We start from the raw sequence: 18773 nt of genomic DNA, 5'->3' as shown, positions 1-18773 counted from the left end.
CTATAAACAAACAATGGTTCTTCCCCGACTTCTTTCCGGGAGGAAGGGAAGACCATAAATAATAATTATATGGGTAACACAATAAAAAAGGCATTTCCTGTGCTTAATATGCATTGTGCAGGATGTGCCAATAATGTAGAAAAAACAGTGAAAAAATTGCCGGGAGTCATTGAGGCTTCCGTTAATTTTGCTACCAATACATTGACCGTTTCTTATGAGAAAGACCAGCTGACTCCCGGAGAAATCCGTGCGGCTGTGCTTGCGGCAGGTTATGATCTGATTGTGGAAGAAGCCCACAAAGAGGAACGCCGGGAAGAGGAGCAGCAGATGCGTTACACTCGTTTGAAGTGGAAAGTGATTGGGGCTTGGATTTTGGTAGTACCGTTGTTGGTATTTTCCATGATACTGATGCATGTACCATACTCTAATGAGATTCAAATGCTACTTGCTATCCCTGTCATGGTCTTTTTTGGAGGTGGTTTCTTTACCGGGGCTTGGAAACAGGCTAAACTGGGACGGAGCAATATGGATACACTGGTTGCACTTAGTACTTCCATTGCTTTTCTGTTCAGTCTGTTCAATACTTTTTTCCCCGAATTTTGGTATGCTCGCGGATTGGAACCGCACGTCTATTATGAGGCTTCTGCAGTGATTATCGCTTTCGTTCTTACCGGAAAATTGATGGAGGAGCGTGCTAAAGGCAATACCTCGACTGCTATTCGCAAGTTGATGGGAATGCAGCCTAAAGTTGCCCGGGTTCTGCGCAATGGAGTGGAAGAGGAGATTTTGATCGAGAACCTCCAGATAGGTGATATGGTTGTTGTACGTCCGGGAGAACAGATACCTGTGGACGGTCAACTCTCCGAAGGCGATTCGTATGTTGACGAAAGCATGATTAGTGGTGAACCGGTTCCGGTAGAAAAGAAGAAAGGCGATAAAGTCTTGGCAGGAACGATCAACCAGCGTGGCTCATTTATCATACACGCCACACAGGTAGGTAGTGAAACGGTGCTTGCCCGCATCATTTCCATGGTGCAGGAAGCACAGGGTAGCAAAGCTCCCGTGCAACGTATCGTCGACCGTATTACTGGAATTTTCGTACCTGTCGTATTGGGTATTGCCATCCTGACATTTGTTTTATGGATTGCCATCGGTGGTAGTGAATATCTCTCTTATGGTATTCTGTCGGCTGTTTCTGTTCTTGTCATTGCTTGTCCGTGTGCTTTGGGACTTGCTACGCCTACTGCATTGATGGTGGGAATAGGTAAAGCTGCCAGCCAGCATATTCTGATTAAAGATGCAGTAGCTTTGGAACAAATGCGTAAAGTGGATGTCGTTGTACTGGATAAAACCGGGACATTGACTGAAGGACACCCTACTGCTACCGGATGGTTATGGGCACAATCGCAGGAACCTCATTTCAAAGATGTGCTTTTAGCCGCAGAAATGAAATCGGAGCATCCGCTTGCCGGTGCTATCGTTTCTGCACTTCAGGATGAAGAGAAAATAAAACCTGCTACGTTGGATAGTTTCGAAAGTATTACGGGAAAAGGAATCAAAGTCTCTTATGAAGGACATACCTACTGGGTAGGTAGTCATAAACTCCTAAAAGATTTCAGTGCGACAGTAAATGATGTGATGGCTGAAATGCTGGTTCGCTATGAATCGGATGGCAATGGTATTATCTACTTTGGACGCGAAAACGAGTTATTGGCTATCATTGCTGTTTCTGACCCGATAAAGGCTACTTCTGCCGAAGCGGTAAAAGAACTGAAACGTCAAGGTATTGACATCTGTATGTTGACGGGTGACGGGCAGCGGACGGCATTAGCTGTTTCTTCCCGTTTAGGAATTGAACGTTTTGTTGCTGACGCTCTGCCGGACGATAAGGCCGAATTTGTGCGTGAGCTTCAAATGCAGGGAAAGAAAGTCGCTATGGTAGGAGATGGTATCAATGATTCGCAGGCTCTGGCACTGGCTGACGTTAGCATTGCCATGGGGAAAGGAACTGATATTGCTATGGACGTAGCTATGGTAACTTTGATGACATCGGATTTATTGCTGCTTCCTAAAGCTTTTCAGCTGTCAAAGCAGACGGTCAAACTGATTCATCAGAATCTTTTCTGGGCGTTTATTTATAATCTGATCGGGATTCCTATTGCTGCCGGTATCTTATTTCCATTGAACGGTTTGTTATTGAATCCGATGTTGGCAAGTGCTGCAATGGCCTTCTCCAGTGTGAGTGTAGTGCTCAATTCATTGAGCTTGAGAAGAAAATGAGTAAGCGACTGTAAAAAGAAAACAAACTGTAAGTAAATAATAAACGGTGAATACTTTGCGGATCATGCGCAATTTGTTCACCGTTCGTTTTTTTGTAATTCGTTGTTTATAATTTTATCCTCTATCGCTCTTCATAAGAATTATCTGTTTCTGAATTCCAATGGCGTCATTCCTACGTACCGCCTAAAATACTTACCAAAGAATGAGGCGCTGGGGAAGTTTAAGGAATAAGCTATTTCTTGGATAGTCATATTAGTGCCTTTCAGTTTCGCTTTGGCATCCATGATTACAATATAAGCAATGGTGTCCAATACACTTTTACCTGTCACTTGTCTCACGGTTGTGCTTAGATGCTGAAGCGAGATTCCCAGTTTGTCTGCGTAGAATTGTGCACGACGTTCATTCTTATAATTCTCGGTGATGGCTTGAATCAATTCCCGGCAGATTTCCTTTTTGCGGTTTGAGCTGCTGTTCTCACCCGGAAATTTATGATATATCAGTCGTATGCTTGTCAGGATAGTCTGAAGGGATAACTCAACCAATTCGGAATCCATTTCGAAGTTCTCATTGCAACTGGCCCGTGATAATAGAGCAAAATAGTCTTTCAGATAACTGGCTACTTCTTCATTAAGAGGAACCACCGGTTGCTCTATCAGTTTGGGATATGCATTACCGATATTCTTCATCAGATTGATTCGTCCGGCACAATGGGCAGAGAAGCCGGCAAAGCAAAGACATACTTTTTCTGTTCTTTCCCGAAACTGGATGATTGTTCCCGGTAACAATGTTATCAGGTCATTAGGACGAATTTCATAATCAAGCAGATTGATGGAGGCTTTCATCGAACCTTCGGTACAGATGGCAACAATACATGCCTGCAACCGGCACGATTGCTTATAAATATTGAGAATGTCTTCCGTAACATTCGTCCATGCTAATACTTCGGTAGGCAAGTCTACCTGTGGAAAGTCCATTTTCATAGTTGTGTTTGTTATATTAGGCCAACAAATGTACACATTTTCTTTTTATTTCTTACCTTTGTTTTCATGAAAACAGTTTTTATTGATTGGAATTTTATCCCATATGCCGAAGCATGGCAACGGCAGACAGAATGGTTTGATGAGATTGTCCGGGCAAAAGTTCAGGGCGGGAGTTATGAAAATCGTGTTGTAATGTGCGAGCATCCCCATGTTTATACATTAGGGCGTAGCGGGAAAGAAAATAATATGCTGTTGAGTGGTGAACAGCTGAAAGCTATTGACGCTACTCTTTATCATATTGATCGGGGAGGGGATATTACCTATCATGGCCCCGGACAACTGGTATGCTATCCGATACTGAATCTTGAAGAATTTCAGTTAGGATTGAAAGAATACGTCCATCTGTTGGAAGAAGCGGTGATTCGTGTATGTGCTTCTTATGGCATTGAAGCCGGCCGTTTAGAGAAAGCAACAGGAGTGTGGCTGGAGGGTGATACGCCCCGTGCACGTAAGATTTGTGCTATCGGAGTGAGGAGCAGTCACTTTGTCACTATGCACGGACTGGCTTTGAATGTGAATACGGATTTACGTTATTTCAGCTATATTCACCCTTGTGGGTTTATAGATAAAGGCGTCACTTCTCTTCGTCAGGAATTAAAGCACGATGTGCCGATGGACGAAGTGAAGCAACGCCTCGAAGATGAGCTTAGAAAACTATTCCAACTCCCAGCTGCCAAGTGCGGTGCATAAAGCAATCCTTGTCAGCCAAGGCATAAGAGAAGTCTGCACGTATCGGCCAGAAGTTGATTCCGCAGCCTAAAGTGCCGTAGTTACCTATTCCTTTGTCTTTGTCTCCAAAATGGTATCCTGCACGGACAACACCATATTTCAGGAAATTATATTCGGCTCCTATACCGGCCTGTAAATGACGGATTTCAGAAGGAAGCAGGTAATTAAAGTCGAGCGCAACCTGCAAACGATTTTCTATACTGAATGGCAGGTCGATCGTACCTCCTAAGCCTAATCTGGCAGGTAACTTCTGTCCATCCAGTTTTTTGCCTAAGTTGGCAGCTTGGAAACCAATGCTCCAGGAAGCCATTTCGTCCAACAGAGCCATGCTGCGATAGTAAGTCGCACCGAAGTCCAGGCAAACACTATTCTTGGTGTCTGCACCTTCTGCGGCTTTGGCTTGCAGGTATCTGAACGTTAATGACATAGATAGATTCTTGGCTACATTTCTGAAATAGGCAGCTTCCAGATCCCATATATGCGGACGGTAATCAAATACTTTGGGATCTTTGAAATGCCGGAAACCTATAGCAAATCCATGTATGCCTTCCCTGCCGATCCGATAGAAAAGGGAGGCACTATGTAGCGCATAGTCTTTGTTGATATTGGCGTATGAATAACTCGCCCCCATCACTTCCTGTGAGAAGGCGATGGTAGAAGCATTATGAAAGATAGCTGTACTACCGTTATCGGTGGTAGCTAATCCTGTACCTGCCATACCTGCCGATTGGGCGTCCGGAGTAAGTTCCAGAAAGTAGGCGTTTGCCATTTCTTGTGCTCCCAGCAAAGTGGGGAATAAGCACGAGACGAGAAGGAAATGTTTTACTCGTTTCATAATCAGTTATTTTTAGAGTGAGACATCCGGACAACACGTATGCCTGTCCATGATTTATTGTTGTTTAGCATGTGATTGAGAGGTTCATCGCTGACAACTACTTTTCCCAATGTAGAAGAAGCGTGTAGCAGATGTAGTTTTCCATGTCTATATGCTGCTATTCCCACATGAGCTATATCCAATCCGGACATTTTCGTTGTAATAGCAATAATATCTCCATTCATAATCCAAGGCAATCCGGCTTCCGGCAATTCGTTTTTCGGCAGCCAATGTACCACTTTTCCGGAAATAGCTTTTTCATGTTCGGCCATTTGTAGTACATTTTCCGGCGAATCAGCCATTTTTTTGTATTGCCAGGGGTGAGCGGACATATATGAAAGAGCTAATTTATTTGTATGTAGACTGTTCTTGGCAGTAATATCTGTGAGGAATCCGTGGCGAACGCCGTTTTCAATCCATTCAGAAGTGTAATGCAACCGGGAAGGATATCCGTTGATGATGCCATCCCGATAGCGTATTTTCTGCAGATTGTCAGCAAAGGAAGAGCCGAGTGCTTGTGCAAGTGTATATTCTACAAAAGTGAGGCAATCTACCGCATCAGTCCGAATCACTAGCGTTTCTTTTTCGTCTTGGTCTAATGTGTTGGCCACATATTTGGTTCCCAGGTAAGATTTCCCGATCCGTAACATAGGTTCCGAATCTTCCGGGAATACAACACCGTCGCGCAACCATTTCTCTAATTCTTGTGTCCATTGTTGCTTATATTTAAAACTGTCCTGAAATCCCCAGCCATGTCCTCCGGTAGGATAGACGTGGAGAGTGGCCGGAACTTTGTTTTTTTGTAAAGCAAGGTAATAGTTTACTCCATGGTAAGGCGGTACGGAAGGATCGTCGGAGGTAAGAGCTATAAATGCTTGAGGAGTATCGGGAGTTACTTGCAGTTCGGCCGAGAATTTCTGTATCTGTTCCATCGTGGGATTCTTGCCGAGCAATGCCTCTCTTGTATTTCCCCGGGTGACTTGCATCATCGTGACCACCGGATAAAGTAATATCTGAAAATCCGGACGTGTTTCCGAATTATAATGAGTGGCGATTGTAGAAGCTAAATGTCCCCCTGCAGAGGCTCCCATTATTCCTACCTTATGAGGATTGACATTCCATTCCTTGGCATGTTGCCGTACCATGCGAATTGCTTGTTCAGCGTCTGATATGGGGACTTCGCTATGTCCGTTCGGCATCCGGTATTTTAATACAATATAGGTGATACCTTGTCCGCAAAACCAAGGGGCCATATCATACCCTTCTCCATCCATACCGAGTCCACGATAACCGCCTCCGGGACACATGATAATGGCCATCCCATTTGGTTTTTCCGGATGGTAGACTGTCATAGTGGGGTATGTGACATTTGTGATAAAATGAGGACGTACTTCCTGCTCTTCTCCGGTTAACCCACTGGAGTTGGGAGCACCGTCGGGCCACAAAGGTAGCTCGACGGGCTGTTGTGCAAATGTTATTGCAGTTATAAGCGATACTATGATGGATAAGAGTCTCCTCATAATTAATTATTTAACTTTCATTGAAGCCTTTATAAAGTAAAGAATCAATAATGCATATGCTCCTAATGCCAACACTTCAGACCAAGTATTGTTCAACCATGCTTCATTGACCAGATTGATTCCGCCAAAGCGCATTGCAGCACTGATTACTCCCATCAATGCACCTCCGGCAATGAAACCGGATGCCAACAAGGTTCCTTTTTCCCCTCTTTCCGTATTCAGGCTTGCATCTTTGCTACGGGTGGTCACAAACCAATTAACAGCTCCACCCACTACCAACGGTACGTTCAGTTCCAATGGAATAAACATACCCAGTGCGAAAGCTAATGCAGGAATTTTACAAAGAGTCAGAATAATCGCTAAGACAGCACCGATGCCGTATAACAACCAGGGTGCGCCTACACCACTCATCAACGGTTCGATAACGGCTGCCATTGCATTGGCTTGTGGAGCAGCCAGTGCACCACTTGTAAATCCGTATGTCTTATTCAAGATAATCATTACACCACCCACTGTTGCAGCTGATACGATCGTTCCCAGAAACTTCCATGTTTCCTGTTTGGCGGGTGTACTTCCGAGCCAGTACCCAATCTTCAAGTCGGTGATGAAACCTCCTGCCATTGACAGTGCAGTACATACCACACCACCCATCACCAATGCGGCAACCATACCCGAAGGACCTTTCAGACCGACAGCTACCATTACTACGGAGGCCAAAATCAGTGTCATCAACGTCATTCCCGAAACCGGGTTAGTACCTACAATGGCAATGGCATTAGCGGCTACTGTAGTAAACAGGAAAGAGATGCCTGCAACTAAAACGATAGCTACCAACGTATGCAACAGATTCCCTTGCATAACGTCGAGGTAGAAGAATAATACGATTAGTATCAATGTGATGATCGAACCGATAGCGATAATCTTCATTGAAAGATCCCGCTGCGTACGGATAATGCTTTTCTCTACATTTCCTTTACCACCCATCTCTTTAGCAGCTAGTCCGACAGCACTTTTGATGATACTCCAGGAACGGATAATACCAATCACACCTGCCATAGCGATACCACCGATACCGATGCTCTTGGCATAATATTTGAATATCTCTTCCGGACTCATCATTCCTACGGTAGATGTAATTTCCGGGTTCCAGGCATTCAATACACTGTCTCCCCAGATAGCAGACATTCCCGGAATGATAATCCACCATACAGCCAATGAACCGGCACAAATGATGGAAGCATATTTCAGTCCGACGATATATCCCAAACCGAGTACAGCAGCACCGGTATTTACTTTGAATACTAACTTCGCTTTTTCTGCGAGCATTTCTCCGGCACTGCAAACACGGGTGGTAAAGTTCTCGTTCCACCATCCGAAGGTAGCTACGATGAAGTCATATAGTCCACCGATCATACCTGCCATCAACAATGGTTTAGCCTGACTGCCCCCTTTTTCTCCGGAGATCAGCACTTGTGTAGTGGCTGTTGCTTCCGGAAAAGGATATTTTCCATGCATATCACTAACAAAGTATTTTCGGAAAGGAATCAGGAACAAGATACCCAATACGCCACCCAGTAAGGAGCTGATGAATACCTGCATGAAAGTAACCGTCATTTCTGGATATTTGGCTTGAAGAATATAAAGAGCGGGGAGGGTAAAGATCGCTCCGGCAACAATGACACCGGAGCAAGCTCCGATAGACTGGATAATTACATTTTCTCCCAGCGCATTTTTTCTTTTTGCGGCTCCGGAAACTCCTACGGCAATGATGGCAATCGGAATAGCGGCTTCAAATACTTGTCCGACCTTCAACCCCAGATAGGCAGCGGCGGCTGAAAAAAGGATTGCCATGGCAATGCCCCATGCAACTGACCAGATATTAACTTCCGGATAATTTTTTGAGGGACCCATCAACGGGTTGTACACTTCCCCGGGTTTCAACTCTCTGAACGCATTCTCGGGTAACCCGGTGAATTTGTCTTCTTCTTGTTTCATAGTTTTTATAATTTGCTAATGTGTCAATTTACATTTCCGTCCTCAAAGTAAACAAAAAAAAAGGAGAACCGAAAGATTCTCCTTTATGTAATAGTCTATTTTTTCCTACTTTGCATCTTTTGCTGTCATATCGCCCTCGATATACAATCTTACCATCTCTGTTTTGGCATTGGTACGCAAGGTGATTGATTTTTTGAAATGTCCCGGATATTTGCCTGTTCCGTTATAAGTCACCTTGATTGTTCCCTTTTTGCCCGGCATGATGGGCTCTTTTGTATATTCGGGTACTGTACATCCGCATGAGGCTACAGCTTGATGGATTACCAAAGGAGCATCACCGATATTAGTAAAGGTAAATGTGCAACTGACAACCGGACTGTTTTCAGAAAACTTACCGAAATCGTGAGTTGTTTTGTCAAACTTGATATCTGCATTTGTTTGCGCAAATGCAAAGCTTACACCCATTACTAACAGGGTCATTAAAAAAAGTATCTTTTTCATTTTTCCTTCTCTTTTTGATTACGAATGCCAAAGATAATGCTTTTTCCCCTAAAATATACTTTATAGAGTGCGAAATAGTATTAAACGGTTCTCTTTTGCTATTTTGAGAGTTGGAATCCCAGCATCATTCCGTCGTAATTTTCAGCGAGTGAACTAACTGTTTTCAGTGCGGTACTGTTGCTTTTGCTGCCGATGAAAGTCATCAGCTTCAGTAGCTTGTCCGAGTTGAACAGTAACTCCAGTGAACTGGAGCTGCAATTCACTTTTGCATGCAGATTCAGCAGTTTCAGATATTTCAGGTCTACTTGTTTGGTTGAAGCATTGTAAGAATAAGTTCCTTTCAATGTTTTCTTACCCACTGTGCTGGTGAAAGTGCTGTCGGCATTGAAGGTGAAGCTCATCTGACCGTCTTTAATACCTATTTTGCTTAATTGCTCATTCAGTTTGCTTTCAGCCATAGTAGCTGCGGCTGCTCCTCCTGCTTTCATCAGCAAGTTGTCCGATTCGAATTCTACAGCCGAACCTTTGTAGTTCCATGTTCCGGTCATATCGATAGACTCGGTATTTCCAGTTATGGCATTCACTACCTTTGAGATGTTGTCCTTATTCAATAAGTCTGACCATGATTGTGCTTGGCTGTTAGTCGCCATTAGCATAAATACTGCCATTAAGGCAATCGATAAAAAACTCTTTTTCATTTTCATTCTTTTTTTTCATTTAGTGTTGAGATTCTTGTTTATGTTTTCGATGTAGTTGAGTATGTCTGTACGCCCCAAACGGTCTTCCGAGGAAGAAATGAAGTGAGGAGGGAGTTCTTCCCATTGCTTACTCAACTCACGTAAGTAGGCATTGATATTCATTTTTAAGCGTCCACCTTTGAGTTTGTCGGCTTTGGTGAAGATGATGGAGAAAGGGATACCGTTCTCGCCCAGCCATTCCATAAATTCCAGGTCTATTTTTTGAGGTTCCAGCCGACTGTCTATCAGGACGAAAAGATTGGTCATTTGCTCCCGTTCCAGGATATAATCTTCGATTATGGTACGTATCTGGTCTTTTCCTTTTTGTCCGCGTCGGGCATAGCCATATCCAGGAAGGTCAACGAGGTACCAGTTCTTATTGATAAAGAAGTGGTTGATTAACATTGTTTTTCCCGGAGTGGCGGAAGTCATAGCCAGTCCTTTACGGTTAGTCAGCATATTGATAAGACTTGATTTTCCCACATTTGAACGGCCTATAAAGGCATATTCCGGGAAAATTCCGGCCGGGCATTTCTTCACGTCCGTATTGCTAATCACAAATTCAGCACTTGTTATTTCCATCTTCTTGTCATTTATTTCTTTGTAGCTCCTTTTTAGACATAAACACTAAGCCCGCAAAGGTAAGCGTTCCATTTAACATTAGCAATTCATAACCAAATTTATATCCGGTTTCTTTTCCAATCCACCAGTCGGCAAGATAACAGAGTAGTGGTGAAAGGATGGCTATCAGAGGGACCCATCGGTCATTTGTTTGTCTTCGGGTAAAGAGTCCGAAGGCAAACATTCCGAGTAGGGGACCGTACGTGTAGGAGGCGATGATATATATAGCGTCAATTACACTTTTGTTATTGAGCATTTCTACCAGGCAAATGAAGAATGCCAATAAGATTGATAGCAGTAAATGTACCTTATCCCTTTTGCGACGTGCCACTTCTTCTGTGTCTTTTTCCGTATTCAGCAGGTCTACACATACGCTGGTTGTCATTGCTGTCAGAGCGGAGTCCGAGTTACTGAAAGCTGCTGCGATAATACCGATTGTGAAGAGTATTAATACGGGTTGCCCCAGATAACCTTGTGCTGCAAACATGGGTAGTATATCATCATTCATTGCCGGTAGCTCGAGCTGCATTTGTCCAGCTAGTGCTATCAATAGAATTCCCAGACATAGAAAAAGGAAATTTAGTGGGATGAATGAGAAGCCGTAGCAATACATGTTTTTTTGTGCTTCCCGAAGGTTCCGGCAAGAAAGATTCTTTTGCATCATATCCTGATCCAGTCCGGTCATCACGATAACGATGAAGATACCGCTGAAAAACTGTTTGAAGAAGTTTTGCCGCGATACCCAGTCGTCAAATACAAAAATACGGCTATGTTCACTACTTTGGATTGTTTGGACAATACTGTTAAAGTCAAGGTCTAATCTTTGGATCGTAAAATAGATGATAAAGATCAGGGCGGCAATCAGGCAACATGTTTGTAAGGTATCTGTCCACACGATGGTCTTTATTCCGCTTTTATGAGTATATATCCAAACCAGTGTAACAGAGCCGACAGCAATCAGCCAAAAAGGGACATGCATTTCTTGAAATACATAAGTATGTAGAATGAGGCAGACCAGATAAAGTTTGGCTGCGGTTCCCAGCATGCGCGATAATAGAAAGAAAAAAGAGCTTGTGCGATAAGCACGCAATCCGATACGGTTGCCGATATACCCGTAGATGCTTGTCAGATTTAGTTTATAATATAAAGGGAGTAAGACGTGAGCCACAACCATGTACCCGAAAAAAAATCCGAGTACCGTTTGCATGTAAGTCATATCCATTCCGCGCACCATTCCCGGTACAGAGACAAAAGTGACTCCGGAGATAGAGGCGCCAATCATTCCGAAAGAGACTATATACCAAGGTGACTGGTTCTCTCCCTTGAAGAACGCTGCATTCGATCCGCCCCTGCGTCCGGTGATACGGGCTATTAGTAGTAATGCCGCAAAGTAGCAAATAATAGTGACAAGTATCATCATAACAGATGCAAAGGTAGTAATTTTTGTAGGTATTAAAAACAATAATCTGTATCTTTGCAAGGTTTTATCGATAGAACAGCAATTATTATCTATGAATCAACAATATCCTTCTATACTGCTTGAAAAGGCAGTCGGCGAATTTTCCAAACTTCCGGGTATCGGGCGTAAGACAGCCATGAGGCTTGTCCTGCATCTGCTCCGTCAGGATACGGCTACTGTGGAAGCTTTCGGAAATTCTATCATTACTTTGAAACGTGAGGTGAAGTATTGCAAAGTATGTCATAATATATCCGATACTGAAACTTGCCAGATTTGTGCCAATCCACAACGGGATGCTTCCACTGTCTGTGTGGTGGAAAATATTCGTGATGTAATGGCAGTGGAAGCAACCCAGCAGTATCGCGGACTTTATCATGTCTTGGGAGGAGTTATCTCTCCAATGGATGGAGTCGGACCGAGTGATCTTCAGATTGAAAGTCTGGTGCAGCGGGTAACTGAAGGTGGAATCAAAGAGGTCATTCTGGCTTTAAGTACCACGATGGAGGGTGATACTACCAACTTCTACATCTATCGCAAGTTGGATAAGCTGGGCGTGAAACTAAGTGTAATTGCCCGTGGTATATCTGTTGGCGATGAACTTGAATATGCCGATGAAGTAACTCTGGGACGCAGCATTGTGAACCGGACACTTTTTACCGGAACAGTATAATCATTATTAATTATTTAAGAACGAACATGGAAGAACAGATAAAACGAGCTGTTAGAAATTTGAATATTAGTTATGTTTTCTTTTGGGTGCTCCCGGCTTTTTTGCTTGGAGCAGGAGAGTTTGAACTCTTTCCCGTAGGAGGTTTGGCAGATAATGCACAAGCTATCTACTATTTTGAGACAATCGGCATTTTGCTCACAGCTTTGTGTGTGCCTCTTTCTCTCAAATTGTTTAGCTTGGTGCTTAAAAAGGAGATAGATTATATGACTATCACGCTTGCTTTGAAGCGATATGTGCAATGGAATATTGTTCGTTTGGGAGTGCTTGAAGTAGCTATTGTAGTGAATCTTTTGTGTTACTATCTGACATTAAGCAGTACGGGCAATCTCTGTATGCTGATTGGTTTGACGGCATCACTTTTTTGTCTTCCCAGTGAGAAAAGATTACGTAACGAGCTTCACATAGCAAAAGACGAAAAACGATGAGACACTCTTTCTTAATGAACGAACGTATTTATCTTCGTGCAGTGGAACCGGAAGATATGGATATTATGTACGAGATGGAAAATGACCCTTCCATGTGGGACATTAGCAATTTTACGGTTCCTTATTCCCGTTATGTGCTTCGTCAATACATCGAAGGCTCACAGTGCGATGTGTTTGCCGATAAGCAATTGCGGCTGATGATTGTACGCAAATCTGACCAGTGCATACTCGGTACAATTGATATTACAGACTTTGTACCTCTTCATTCGCGGGGAGAAGTAGGGATTGCCGTCCATAAGGATTATCGGCAACAAGGTTATGCTACTGACGCATTGAAATTACTTTGTGAATACGCTTTTGATTTTCTGTCTTTAAGTCAGCTCTATGCACATGTCATGACGGATAATGAAGTATGTGTAAAACTGTTCACCTCTTGTGGTTTCGTTCAATGCGGAATCTTAAAAAACTGGTTGCAGGTGGAGGGCTGTTACAAAGACGCATTGCTTCTCCAATGTTTGAATCCTAAGAAATGAGATACTAATTGAGAGTGGGCACTTGTGGGAAACGTGACCACGTTTCATACTTGCTGCCCAATTTCTCTAAAGCTTTCCGCCACATATCTTTAATATTGTTTTTCATCAGATATGATTTTTCTTCCTCGGACACCAGCCAAGTGTTTTCTCTGATTTCGTTACTCAATTGTTCGCTATCCCAGCCGGAATATCCCAAGAAGAAACGAATGCATTCACTGATTTTATTCCCTTGTAATATATATTTCTTTATTTCATCAAAATCTCCATTCAGATAAAGCCCTTTACTGATAGAAATGGATCCTGGTATATCAGATAATGTGTGGAGATAAAATAAGGTGTCAGTGGCAATAGGTCCACCTTTGTATAGAGGAATCTCATCCAAATATTTAAATTCCATGATGATATCATTAAGGAGTAATGGCAGTTGCTTGTTGATCACCAATCCCATACTTCCTTCATCCGTATGATCGACCAGTAAAATTACGGATCTGCCAAACGTTGCGTCACGCAGAAAAGGTTCCGATATTAAAATCTTTCCTCTCGATGGCAACACATTATTCGATTGAATCTTAAATATGTCAGAGTCGATATTCATGCCACTAATGTAAGAAAAAAAACGGAATAACAATCGTTCTTTCCGTTTTTTTTCATTTTAAGAATGGCTTTTATGAATATCTCATATCAAATAATCAGGCTATCGGATGATTTTCAGCAAATAGTTTCATTCTTTCATCCAGTTGAGCATATTGGTGTTCTTTAATAAAAGAGGTACACGCGCGTAATCCTTCCTGATGGCTTCCTGTAGTCACTAATGAGATAGCGCTTACTCCGTAGTACATCAATTCTTTCGCCAGTTCGCCACTGGTCATTCCGGGATATCCGATGGTGAAATAAAATCCGTCTGCAATCGGGTCGCCCAGATCGTTGTCATATACCAGATGAAAACCGTGACGGAGGAAGATTTCTTTTAATTTCTGTGCTCTTTCACCATATATCTTCACTTCGTTGAGGAAATTATATTGTCCTTCATTGGCGGCTTTCAGCATGGCGGCCATGGCGAACTGTGCAGAATGGCTGGTTCCTGAAGAAAGCGCATAAAGCACACGGTGAATGAAAACCGTTCCGAAAGTTCCGCCACCATATCGTTGGGTCAGTCCCGGATAGCTTCGGTGGTATAGTTTATCAGAGATGCAGCTTACACCGATACGTTGCCCGGCGTAGCTGAATGCTTTCGAGCCGGAAATCAGCAATACGTAATTGTCCGTATAATGGGCAACCGATGGCTGGAAAGGAGGTTGATACGGCTTGCTTAAATCTTGGCGGAAGTCCATGGCAAAATAAGCCAAATCCTCCAGAACAATCACATCATACTGTGTTGCCAATTCACCGATAATCCTCAATTCTTCTTCTTTCAGGCAAATCCAGCTGGGATTATTGGGATTTGAATAAATGATGGCTGATATATTTCCTTTTTTCAGATAGCTTTCCAGTTTCTCTTTCAGTTTTTCTCCACGGTAGTCATACACATCAAATGTTTCAAACTTTTGTCCCATTACAACCAACTGCTGTTTCTGTACCGGAAACCCCGGATCGATAAACAAAATCGTATCTTTCTTTTCGTCACATTGGCTGCAAGTAAGAAATGAAGCGAATGTACCTTGCATGGAACCGGTGACAGGCACACAACCTTCCGGACTTAAATCAACATTGATGAATGCTTTGATAAAGTTGGATGCCTCTTTTTTTAGTTCCGGCAATCCGTTGATATCGGGATATAGGCTGGCAATGCCATTTTGTAACGCTTCAATTTCCGCTTTCACGCCTACTGCGGAAGGGGGAAGTCCCGGAACACCCATTTCCATTTTTATAAATTCAACTCCCGATGCTGCTTCTGCTTTTGAAGCAATAGCTTTCACTTCACGAATGGTAGCTCTGGAAAAATCGACAATTTGAAACTCATTGATGGTTTCATCAATCAGATGTCGCTCAATTGGTGTATTTTTCATTCTATTTTCTATTTTATTAGTAGCTGCAAATGTACACGATAATTCTTAATAAACCCACTTTTTCAGAAAAAAGATACTGAAGCTATTGCAGGTTTCAAAAAAATATCTACCTTTGCATCCGCAATCGAGAGAGATGCTAAAGTGAATATTTTGGTGCGTTAGTTCAGTTGGTTAGAATACATGCCTGTCACGCATGGGGTCACGGGTTCGAGTCCCGTACGCACCGCATTAGGAAATAAAAGAATCCTCTGATTTTACTAGAAATCAGAGGATTCTTTATTTTGAAGATAGCGAATATCGCTATCCCTTTTTTCCATCATATCCCCATTTCACATAGATGGCTCCCCATGCAAATCCTGCTCCAAATGCTGTAAGAATTAGATTATCTCCTTTTTTGAGTTTCTCTTCGAAATCCCAGAGGCAGAGTGGGAGAGTACCGGCGCTAGTGTTACCATATTGTTCAATGTTGACCATGACCTTTTCGACAGGAACTTCCAAACGTTGTGTTACGGCAGCGATAATACGTTGATTAGCCTGATGGGGAATTACCCAGTCGATGTTGTCTTTGCTAAGATGGTTTCTTGCAATGATAGATTCACAGGCATCAGCCATGTTGGATACTGCATATTTGAATACAGTACGCCCTTCCTGATAGATATAATGCATTTGATTATCCAATGTATAATAAGAAGGAGTACATACAGAGCCACCCGCTTTAATGTGCAAAAAAGGCAATCCCTTACCATCTGTTCTTAACACAGCATCCATAATACCTAAATCTTCAGTGGTAGGTTCAAGCATGACAGCTGCTCCGCCATCACCGAAAATCGGACAAGTTGCACGGTCGGTATAGTTTATTATTGACGACATCTTTTCAGCGCCTACAACTACCACTTTCTTATAATTTCCGGAACGGATAAAATTAGCTCCAGTCTCCAGTGCATATAAGAAACCGCTGCAAACAGCTTGCATGTCAAAAGCAAAAGCTCTTTTCAGCTCCAGTCTTTCACATAAAATAGAAGCCGTGGAAGGAAAACGATAGTCAGGGGTTGTTGTGGCTACAATTATCAGATCAATATCATCCGGATTTGTTTGGGTGCGTTCTATTAACTGTTTGACAGCTTTACGAGCTATGTAAGAAGTTCCCAGTCCTTCCTCTTTCAAAATATGTCTTTCCTTAATGCCGATACGCCCCATAATCCATTCGTCGGTAGTATCTACCATTTTGGAAATCTCATCGTTGGTCAAAATGTAATCGGGTACATATCCTCCGACTCCTGTAATTACTGCGTTTATTTTTTCCATTCGTTTTATCTAGTTTTGGTAAATTGAAAAAAGGAGGTTTGTTCTGAGAATAAAAATGCGGGCGCAAATATATGGAAAAGAGACCGAATTCCAATAGTAGTTTGTGAAACTGTAGCCTTTTTAATTAATAAAAAGGAATATTTGACCAAATTTCGTTTTATTTTTAGCAGGCGATTTTTGTTAAAAGTAATGTGCAGTAATAGTCAGTTATTCATCGGGAAAAGCATTGTATATGTGAAAATATTTTGTTAATTTTGTAGATATAAATCAAAGCATATTCATCATGAAAGAATTCACAATACGTGCCTATGGCCGTATGGAACTGGCATTACTTTATTCTCCCGAACTTACCGACATCGCTGCTTACCGAAAAATGAAAAAATGGATCCAATTATGTCCGGGGCTTTTACAACGCCTGTATGACTTGGGCTACCAGCCTAACTGCCGCTCTTACACACCACTGGAAGTAAGAGTCATTATAGATGCATTGGGAGAACCATGAGACCTGTAAAAAAGGACAGTTGAAACATGAAAAATGAAGAGATCGTAAAGCGGCGCTTTGCATGGCCTAAAGCATAGCTTTACGACCTCTAAAGCTAAGCTTTAGACCTTACAAAGCACTATGCTATTTTACGGGTTCAGCAGTCGTGTTCTTTTTCATCCAATCTATTCCGGGCACGTAATCTTCCAACTTCGTCATACTCGGGTCATGTCTGAAATAAAGCTCACGTGTTGTCCCATTACGGTGTTTGACAATATCCATTACACCCAGCCCTTCGGTAGGGTACGTACTCTTACGGTCTGTAGTACGTCCGGAGAGGGCAGGACGGGAAAGCATCAATACGACGTCAGCATCCTGTTCGATAGCTCCACTCTCGCGAAGATCGCTTAAGTTGGGGCGGTTGTCGGGATGTCCTTCTACATTACGGTTTAATTGACTGAGTAGTATCACAGGTATATTCAACTCCTTTGCCAGCATTTTGGCCTTGCGACTGGCTTGTGCCACTTCTTGTTCACGATTGCGATTGTGCTGGTCGCTTTTCATGTCACAGAGTTGCAAGTAATCGATAATGACACCATCGCATTTACCTTTGCTTTGCAGCAGTTTTGCAGAAGAACGAACGTAATCCATGCTTACAGACGGATTGTCGTCAATATGGATGGGTAGACGGGAAAGTTCGGTGGATGCCTCGTGTACTTGTCGTAGTTCACTGGGAGTCAGTTGTCCGCTGCGGAGATGGTCGGGGTTCACTCCTGTAGTAGCAGCCAATAACCAGCGATCTCCCAAACGCTCACCTAACATTTCAAGACTATACACAGCGATATGATAACCGGCAGAAGCAGCGGTACGTGCCAGATGCAGCGCGAATGCCGTTTTACCTACTGCAGGACGGGCAGCAATAACGATCTCCTCACCGGGTTGCCAGCCGCATGTCAGCCGGTCAAGGTCGGCAAATCCTGTAGGCAGTCCTGTAACACCGTTCTTGTTATTGGCCATGCGGACCTCTATCAATTTTATGGTATCCTCCATAAGTTGCAACATGGAACGGAGATGTTCGGCAGTACCACATTCATTTTCTAATCGGTCGAGGAGGGTATGGGCATCTGTCAGCGTATCGTCTATATCAGTTGTTTCATCGGCTGCCAGTGCGAGCAGTTTGTGGAATCCCAAAATTGCTTCACGACGGATATATTTCTGTTTGAGAATCCGTGCGTGATATTCCAAGTGTGCACTTGACACTACACGTGAACTGATGCGCACCAGTGTATAAAGTCCTCCTATCAATTCGAGCTTGCCACGTCGGGCAAGTTCTTCTTTTACAGTCATGATGTCAATTGCCTGACCGGCATGATACAGACTCTGCAGGGCAGCATAAATCTCACGATTCGTTTCAGTATAAAACACTTCCGGTCGCAATATGCTCACAACCAGTGTGATGGCTTTACTTTCCAGCAAGCAGGCGCCGAGTACGATTTCCTCGAGTTCGACGTCCTGCGGGTTTGTTATTTCACTCATT

General features: G+C 43.0%; 18 protein-coding genes and 1 tRNA gene. 7 read left to right on the top strand and 12 right to left on the bottom strand.

The annotated features are described in order from the left end of the window. Positions 1-69 precede the first annotated feature (69 nt). Positions 70-2280, top strand: a complete 2211-nt coding sequence (locus AAHJ11_RS00895) for a heavy metal translocating P-type ATPase (protein ID WP_320974670.1) — start codon at positions 70-72, stop codon at positions 2278-2280. Positions 2281-2420: 140 nt separating this feature from the next. Here AAHJ11_RS00895 and AAHJ11_RS00890 read toward each other — a convergent pair whose 3' ends face one another. Beyond that, positions 2421-3260, bottom strand: a complete 840-nt coding sequence (locus AAHJ11_RS00890; protein WP_074636520.1) for a helix-turn-helix domain-containing protein — start codon at positions 3258-3260, stop codon at positions 2421-2423. Between the two features lie 66 nt (positions 3261-3326). On the opposite strand from AAHJ11_RS00890, the gene lipB reads away from it, so the two are divergent. After that, positions 3327-4010 carry a lipoyl(octanoyl) transferase LipB gene (lipB, locus tag AAHJ11_RS00885; RefSeq protein ID WP_074557218.1) on the top strand — a complete coding sequence of 228 codons (684 nt, stop codon included), beginning with the start codon at positions 3327-3329 and terminating at the stop codon, positions 4008-4010. Here lipB and AAHJ11_RS00880 read toward each other — a convergent pair. The 7 genes from AAHJ11_RS00880 to AAHJ11_RS00850 all read right to left on the bottom strand — a co-directional run bounded on the left by AAHJ11_RS00880 (position 3967) and on the right by AAHJ11_RS00850 (position 11717). Next, on the bottom strand, positions 3967-4884 hold the full coding sequence (locus tag AAHJ11_RS00880; protein WP_148367224.1) for a PorV/PorQ family protein: 918 nt from the start codon (positions 4882-4884) through the stop codon (positions 3967-3969). The two genes, lipB and AAHJ11_RS00880, sit on opposite strands and share 44 nt — an antisense overlap. 2 nt (positions 4885-4886) lie before the next feature. Beyond that, positions 4887-6443 (bottom strand): N-acetylmuramoyl-L-alanine amidase-like domain-containing protein, encoded by a 1557-nt coding sequence (locus AAHJ11_RS00875; protein ID WP_322019735.1) that lies wholly within the window; start codon positions 6441-6443, stop codon positions 4887-4889. Between the two features lie 6 nt (positions 6444-6449). Then, entirely contained in the window at positions 6450-8438 is a 1989-nt protein-coding gene (locus tag AAHJ11_RS00870; protein ID WP_004300419.1) for an OPT family oligopeptide transporter, read from the bottom strand. A 105-nt stretch (positions 8439-8543) separates the two neighbouring features. Beyond that, on the bottom strand, positions 8544-8939 hold the full coding sequence (locus AAHJ11_RS00865) for a DUF1573 domain-containing protein (RefSeq protein WP_004300420.1): 396 nt from the start codon (positions 8937-8939) through the stop codon (positions 8544-8546). A 98-nt stretch (positions 8940-9037) separates the two neighbouring features. Further along, a complete protein-coding gene (locus AAHJ11_RS00860; protein ID WP_148367220.1) occupies positions 9038-9637 on the bottom strand; it encodes a DUF4923 family protein in 600 nt (199 codons plus the stop codon). 15 nt (positions 9638-9652) lie between these two features. Beyond that, on the bottom strand, positions 9653-10258 hold the full coding sequence (yihA, locus tag AAHJ11_RS00855; protein ID WP_148367218.1) for a ribosome biogenesis GTP-binding protein YihA/YsxC: 606 nt from the start codon (positions 10256-10258) through the stop codon (positions 9653-9655). A gap of 7 nt (positions 10259-10265) precedes the next feature. Beyond that, complete coding sequence (locus tag AAHJ11_RS00850) at positions 10266-11717, bottom strand: sodium:solute symporter (protein ID WP_234132233.1); 1452 nt, start codon at positions 11715-11717, stop codon at positions 10266-10268. A 91-nt stretch (positions 11718-11808) separates the two neighbouring features. On the opposite strand from AAHJ11_RS00850, the gene recR reads away from it, so the two are divergent. Genes recR through AAHJ11_RS00835 form a run of 3 tightly spaced genes read left to right on the top strand, consistent with a single transcriptional unit; the run spans position 11809 to position 13444 of the window. Further along, a complete protein-coding gene (recR, locus tag AAHJ11_RS00845; RefSeq protein WP_195649733.1) occupies positions 11809-12426 on the top strand; it encodes a recombination mediator RecR in 618 nt (205 codons plus the stop codon). A gap of 26 nt (positions 12427-12452) precedes the next feature. Further along, positions 12453-12911 carry a hypothetical protein gene (locus AAHJ11_RS00840; RefSeq protein ID WP_413578926.1) on the top strand — a complete coding sequence of 153 codons (459 nt, stop codon included), beginning with the start codon at positions 12453-12455 and terminating at the stop codon, positions 12909-12911. Next, complete coding sequence (locus AAHJ11_RS00835; RefSeq protein ID WP_195358045.1) at positions 12908-13444, top strand: GNAT family N-acetyltransferase; 537 nt, start codon at positions 12908-12910, stop codon at positions 13442-13444. The genes AAHJ11_RS00840 and AAHJ11_RS00835 overlap by 4 nt, the downstream gene beginning before the upstream one ends. A 4-nt stretch (positions 13445-13448) precedes the next feature. On the opposite strand, the gene AAHJ11_RS00830 is transcribed toward AAHJ11_RS00835, so the two are convergent. Beyond that, positions 13449-14039, bottom strand: a complete 591-nt coding sequence (locus AAHJ11_RS00830; RefSeq protein ID WP_234132232.1) for a YqgE/AlgH family protein — start codon at positions 14037-14039, stop codon at positions 13449-13451. A gap of 94 nt (positions 14040-14133) precedes the next feature. Beyond that, the gene (locus tag AAHJ11_RS00825; protein WP_320978472.1) at positions 14134-15450 is read right to left on the bottom strand and encodes a pyridoxal phosphate-dependent aminotransferase; all 1317 of its coding nucleotides are present in this window, start codon (positions 15448-15450) and stop codon (positions 14134-14136) included. A gap of 152 nt (positions 15451-15602) precedes the next feature. Here AAHJ11_RS00825 and AAHJ11_RS00820 point away from each other — a divergent pair. Further along, positions 15603-15676: transfer RNA gene (locus tag AAHJ11_RS00820), tRNA-Asp, on the top strand. Between the two features lie 74 nt (positions 15677-15750). On the opposite strand, the gene AAHJ11_RS00815 is transcribed toward AAHJ11_RS00820, so the two are convergent. Further along, positions 15751-16755, bottom strand: a complete 1005-nt coding sequence (locus AAHJ11_RS00815) for a beta-ketoacyl-ACP synthase III (RefSeq protein WP_195649731.1) — start codon at positions 16753-16755, stop codon at positions 15751-15753. Positions 16756-17038: 283 nt separating this feature from the next. On the opposite strand from AAHJ11_RS00815, the gene AAHJ11_RS00810 reads away from it, so the two are divergent. Then, positions 17039-17257 carry a DUF4248 domain-containing protein gene (locus AAHJ11_RS00810; protein WP_148367201.1) on the top strand — a complete coding sequence of 73 codons (219 nt, stop codon included), beginning with the start codon at positions 17039-17041 and terminating at the stop codon, positions 17255-17257. Between the two features lie 123 nt (positions 17258-17380). Here AAHJ11_RS00810 and dnaB read toward each other — a convergent pair whose 3' ends face one another. Further along, a complete protein-coding gene (dnaB, locus tag AAHJ11_RS00805; protein ID WP_148367199.1) occupies positions 17381-18772 on the bottom strand; it encodes a replicative DNA helicase in 1392 nt (463 codons plus the stop codon). Position 18773: the final 1 nt, after the last annotated feature.

The organism is Bacteroides sp. 90-K9/2 (assembly GCF_047310725.1).
GTDB classification, from domain to species: domain Bacteria; phylum Bacteroidota; class Bacteroidia; order Bacteroidales; family Bacteroidaceae; genus Bacteroides; species Bacteroides vicugnae.
Note: the sequence above shows the minus strand (reverse complement) of the source record. Positions and strands in the feature narration are given on the sequence as shown.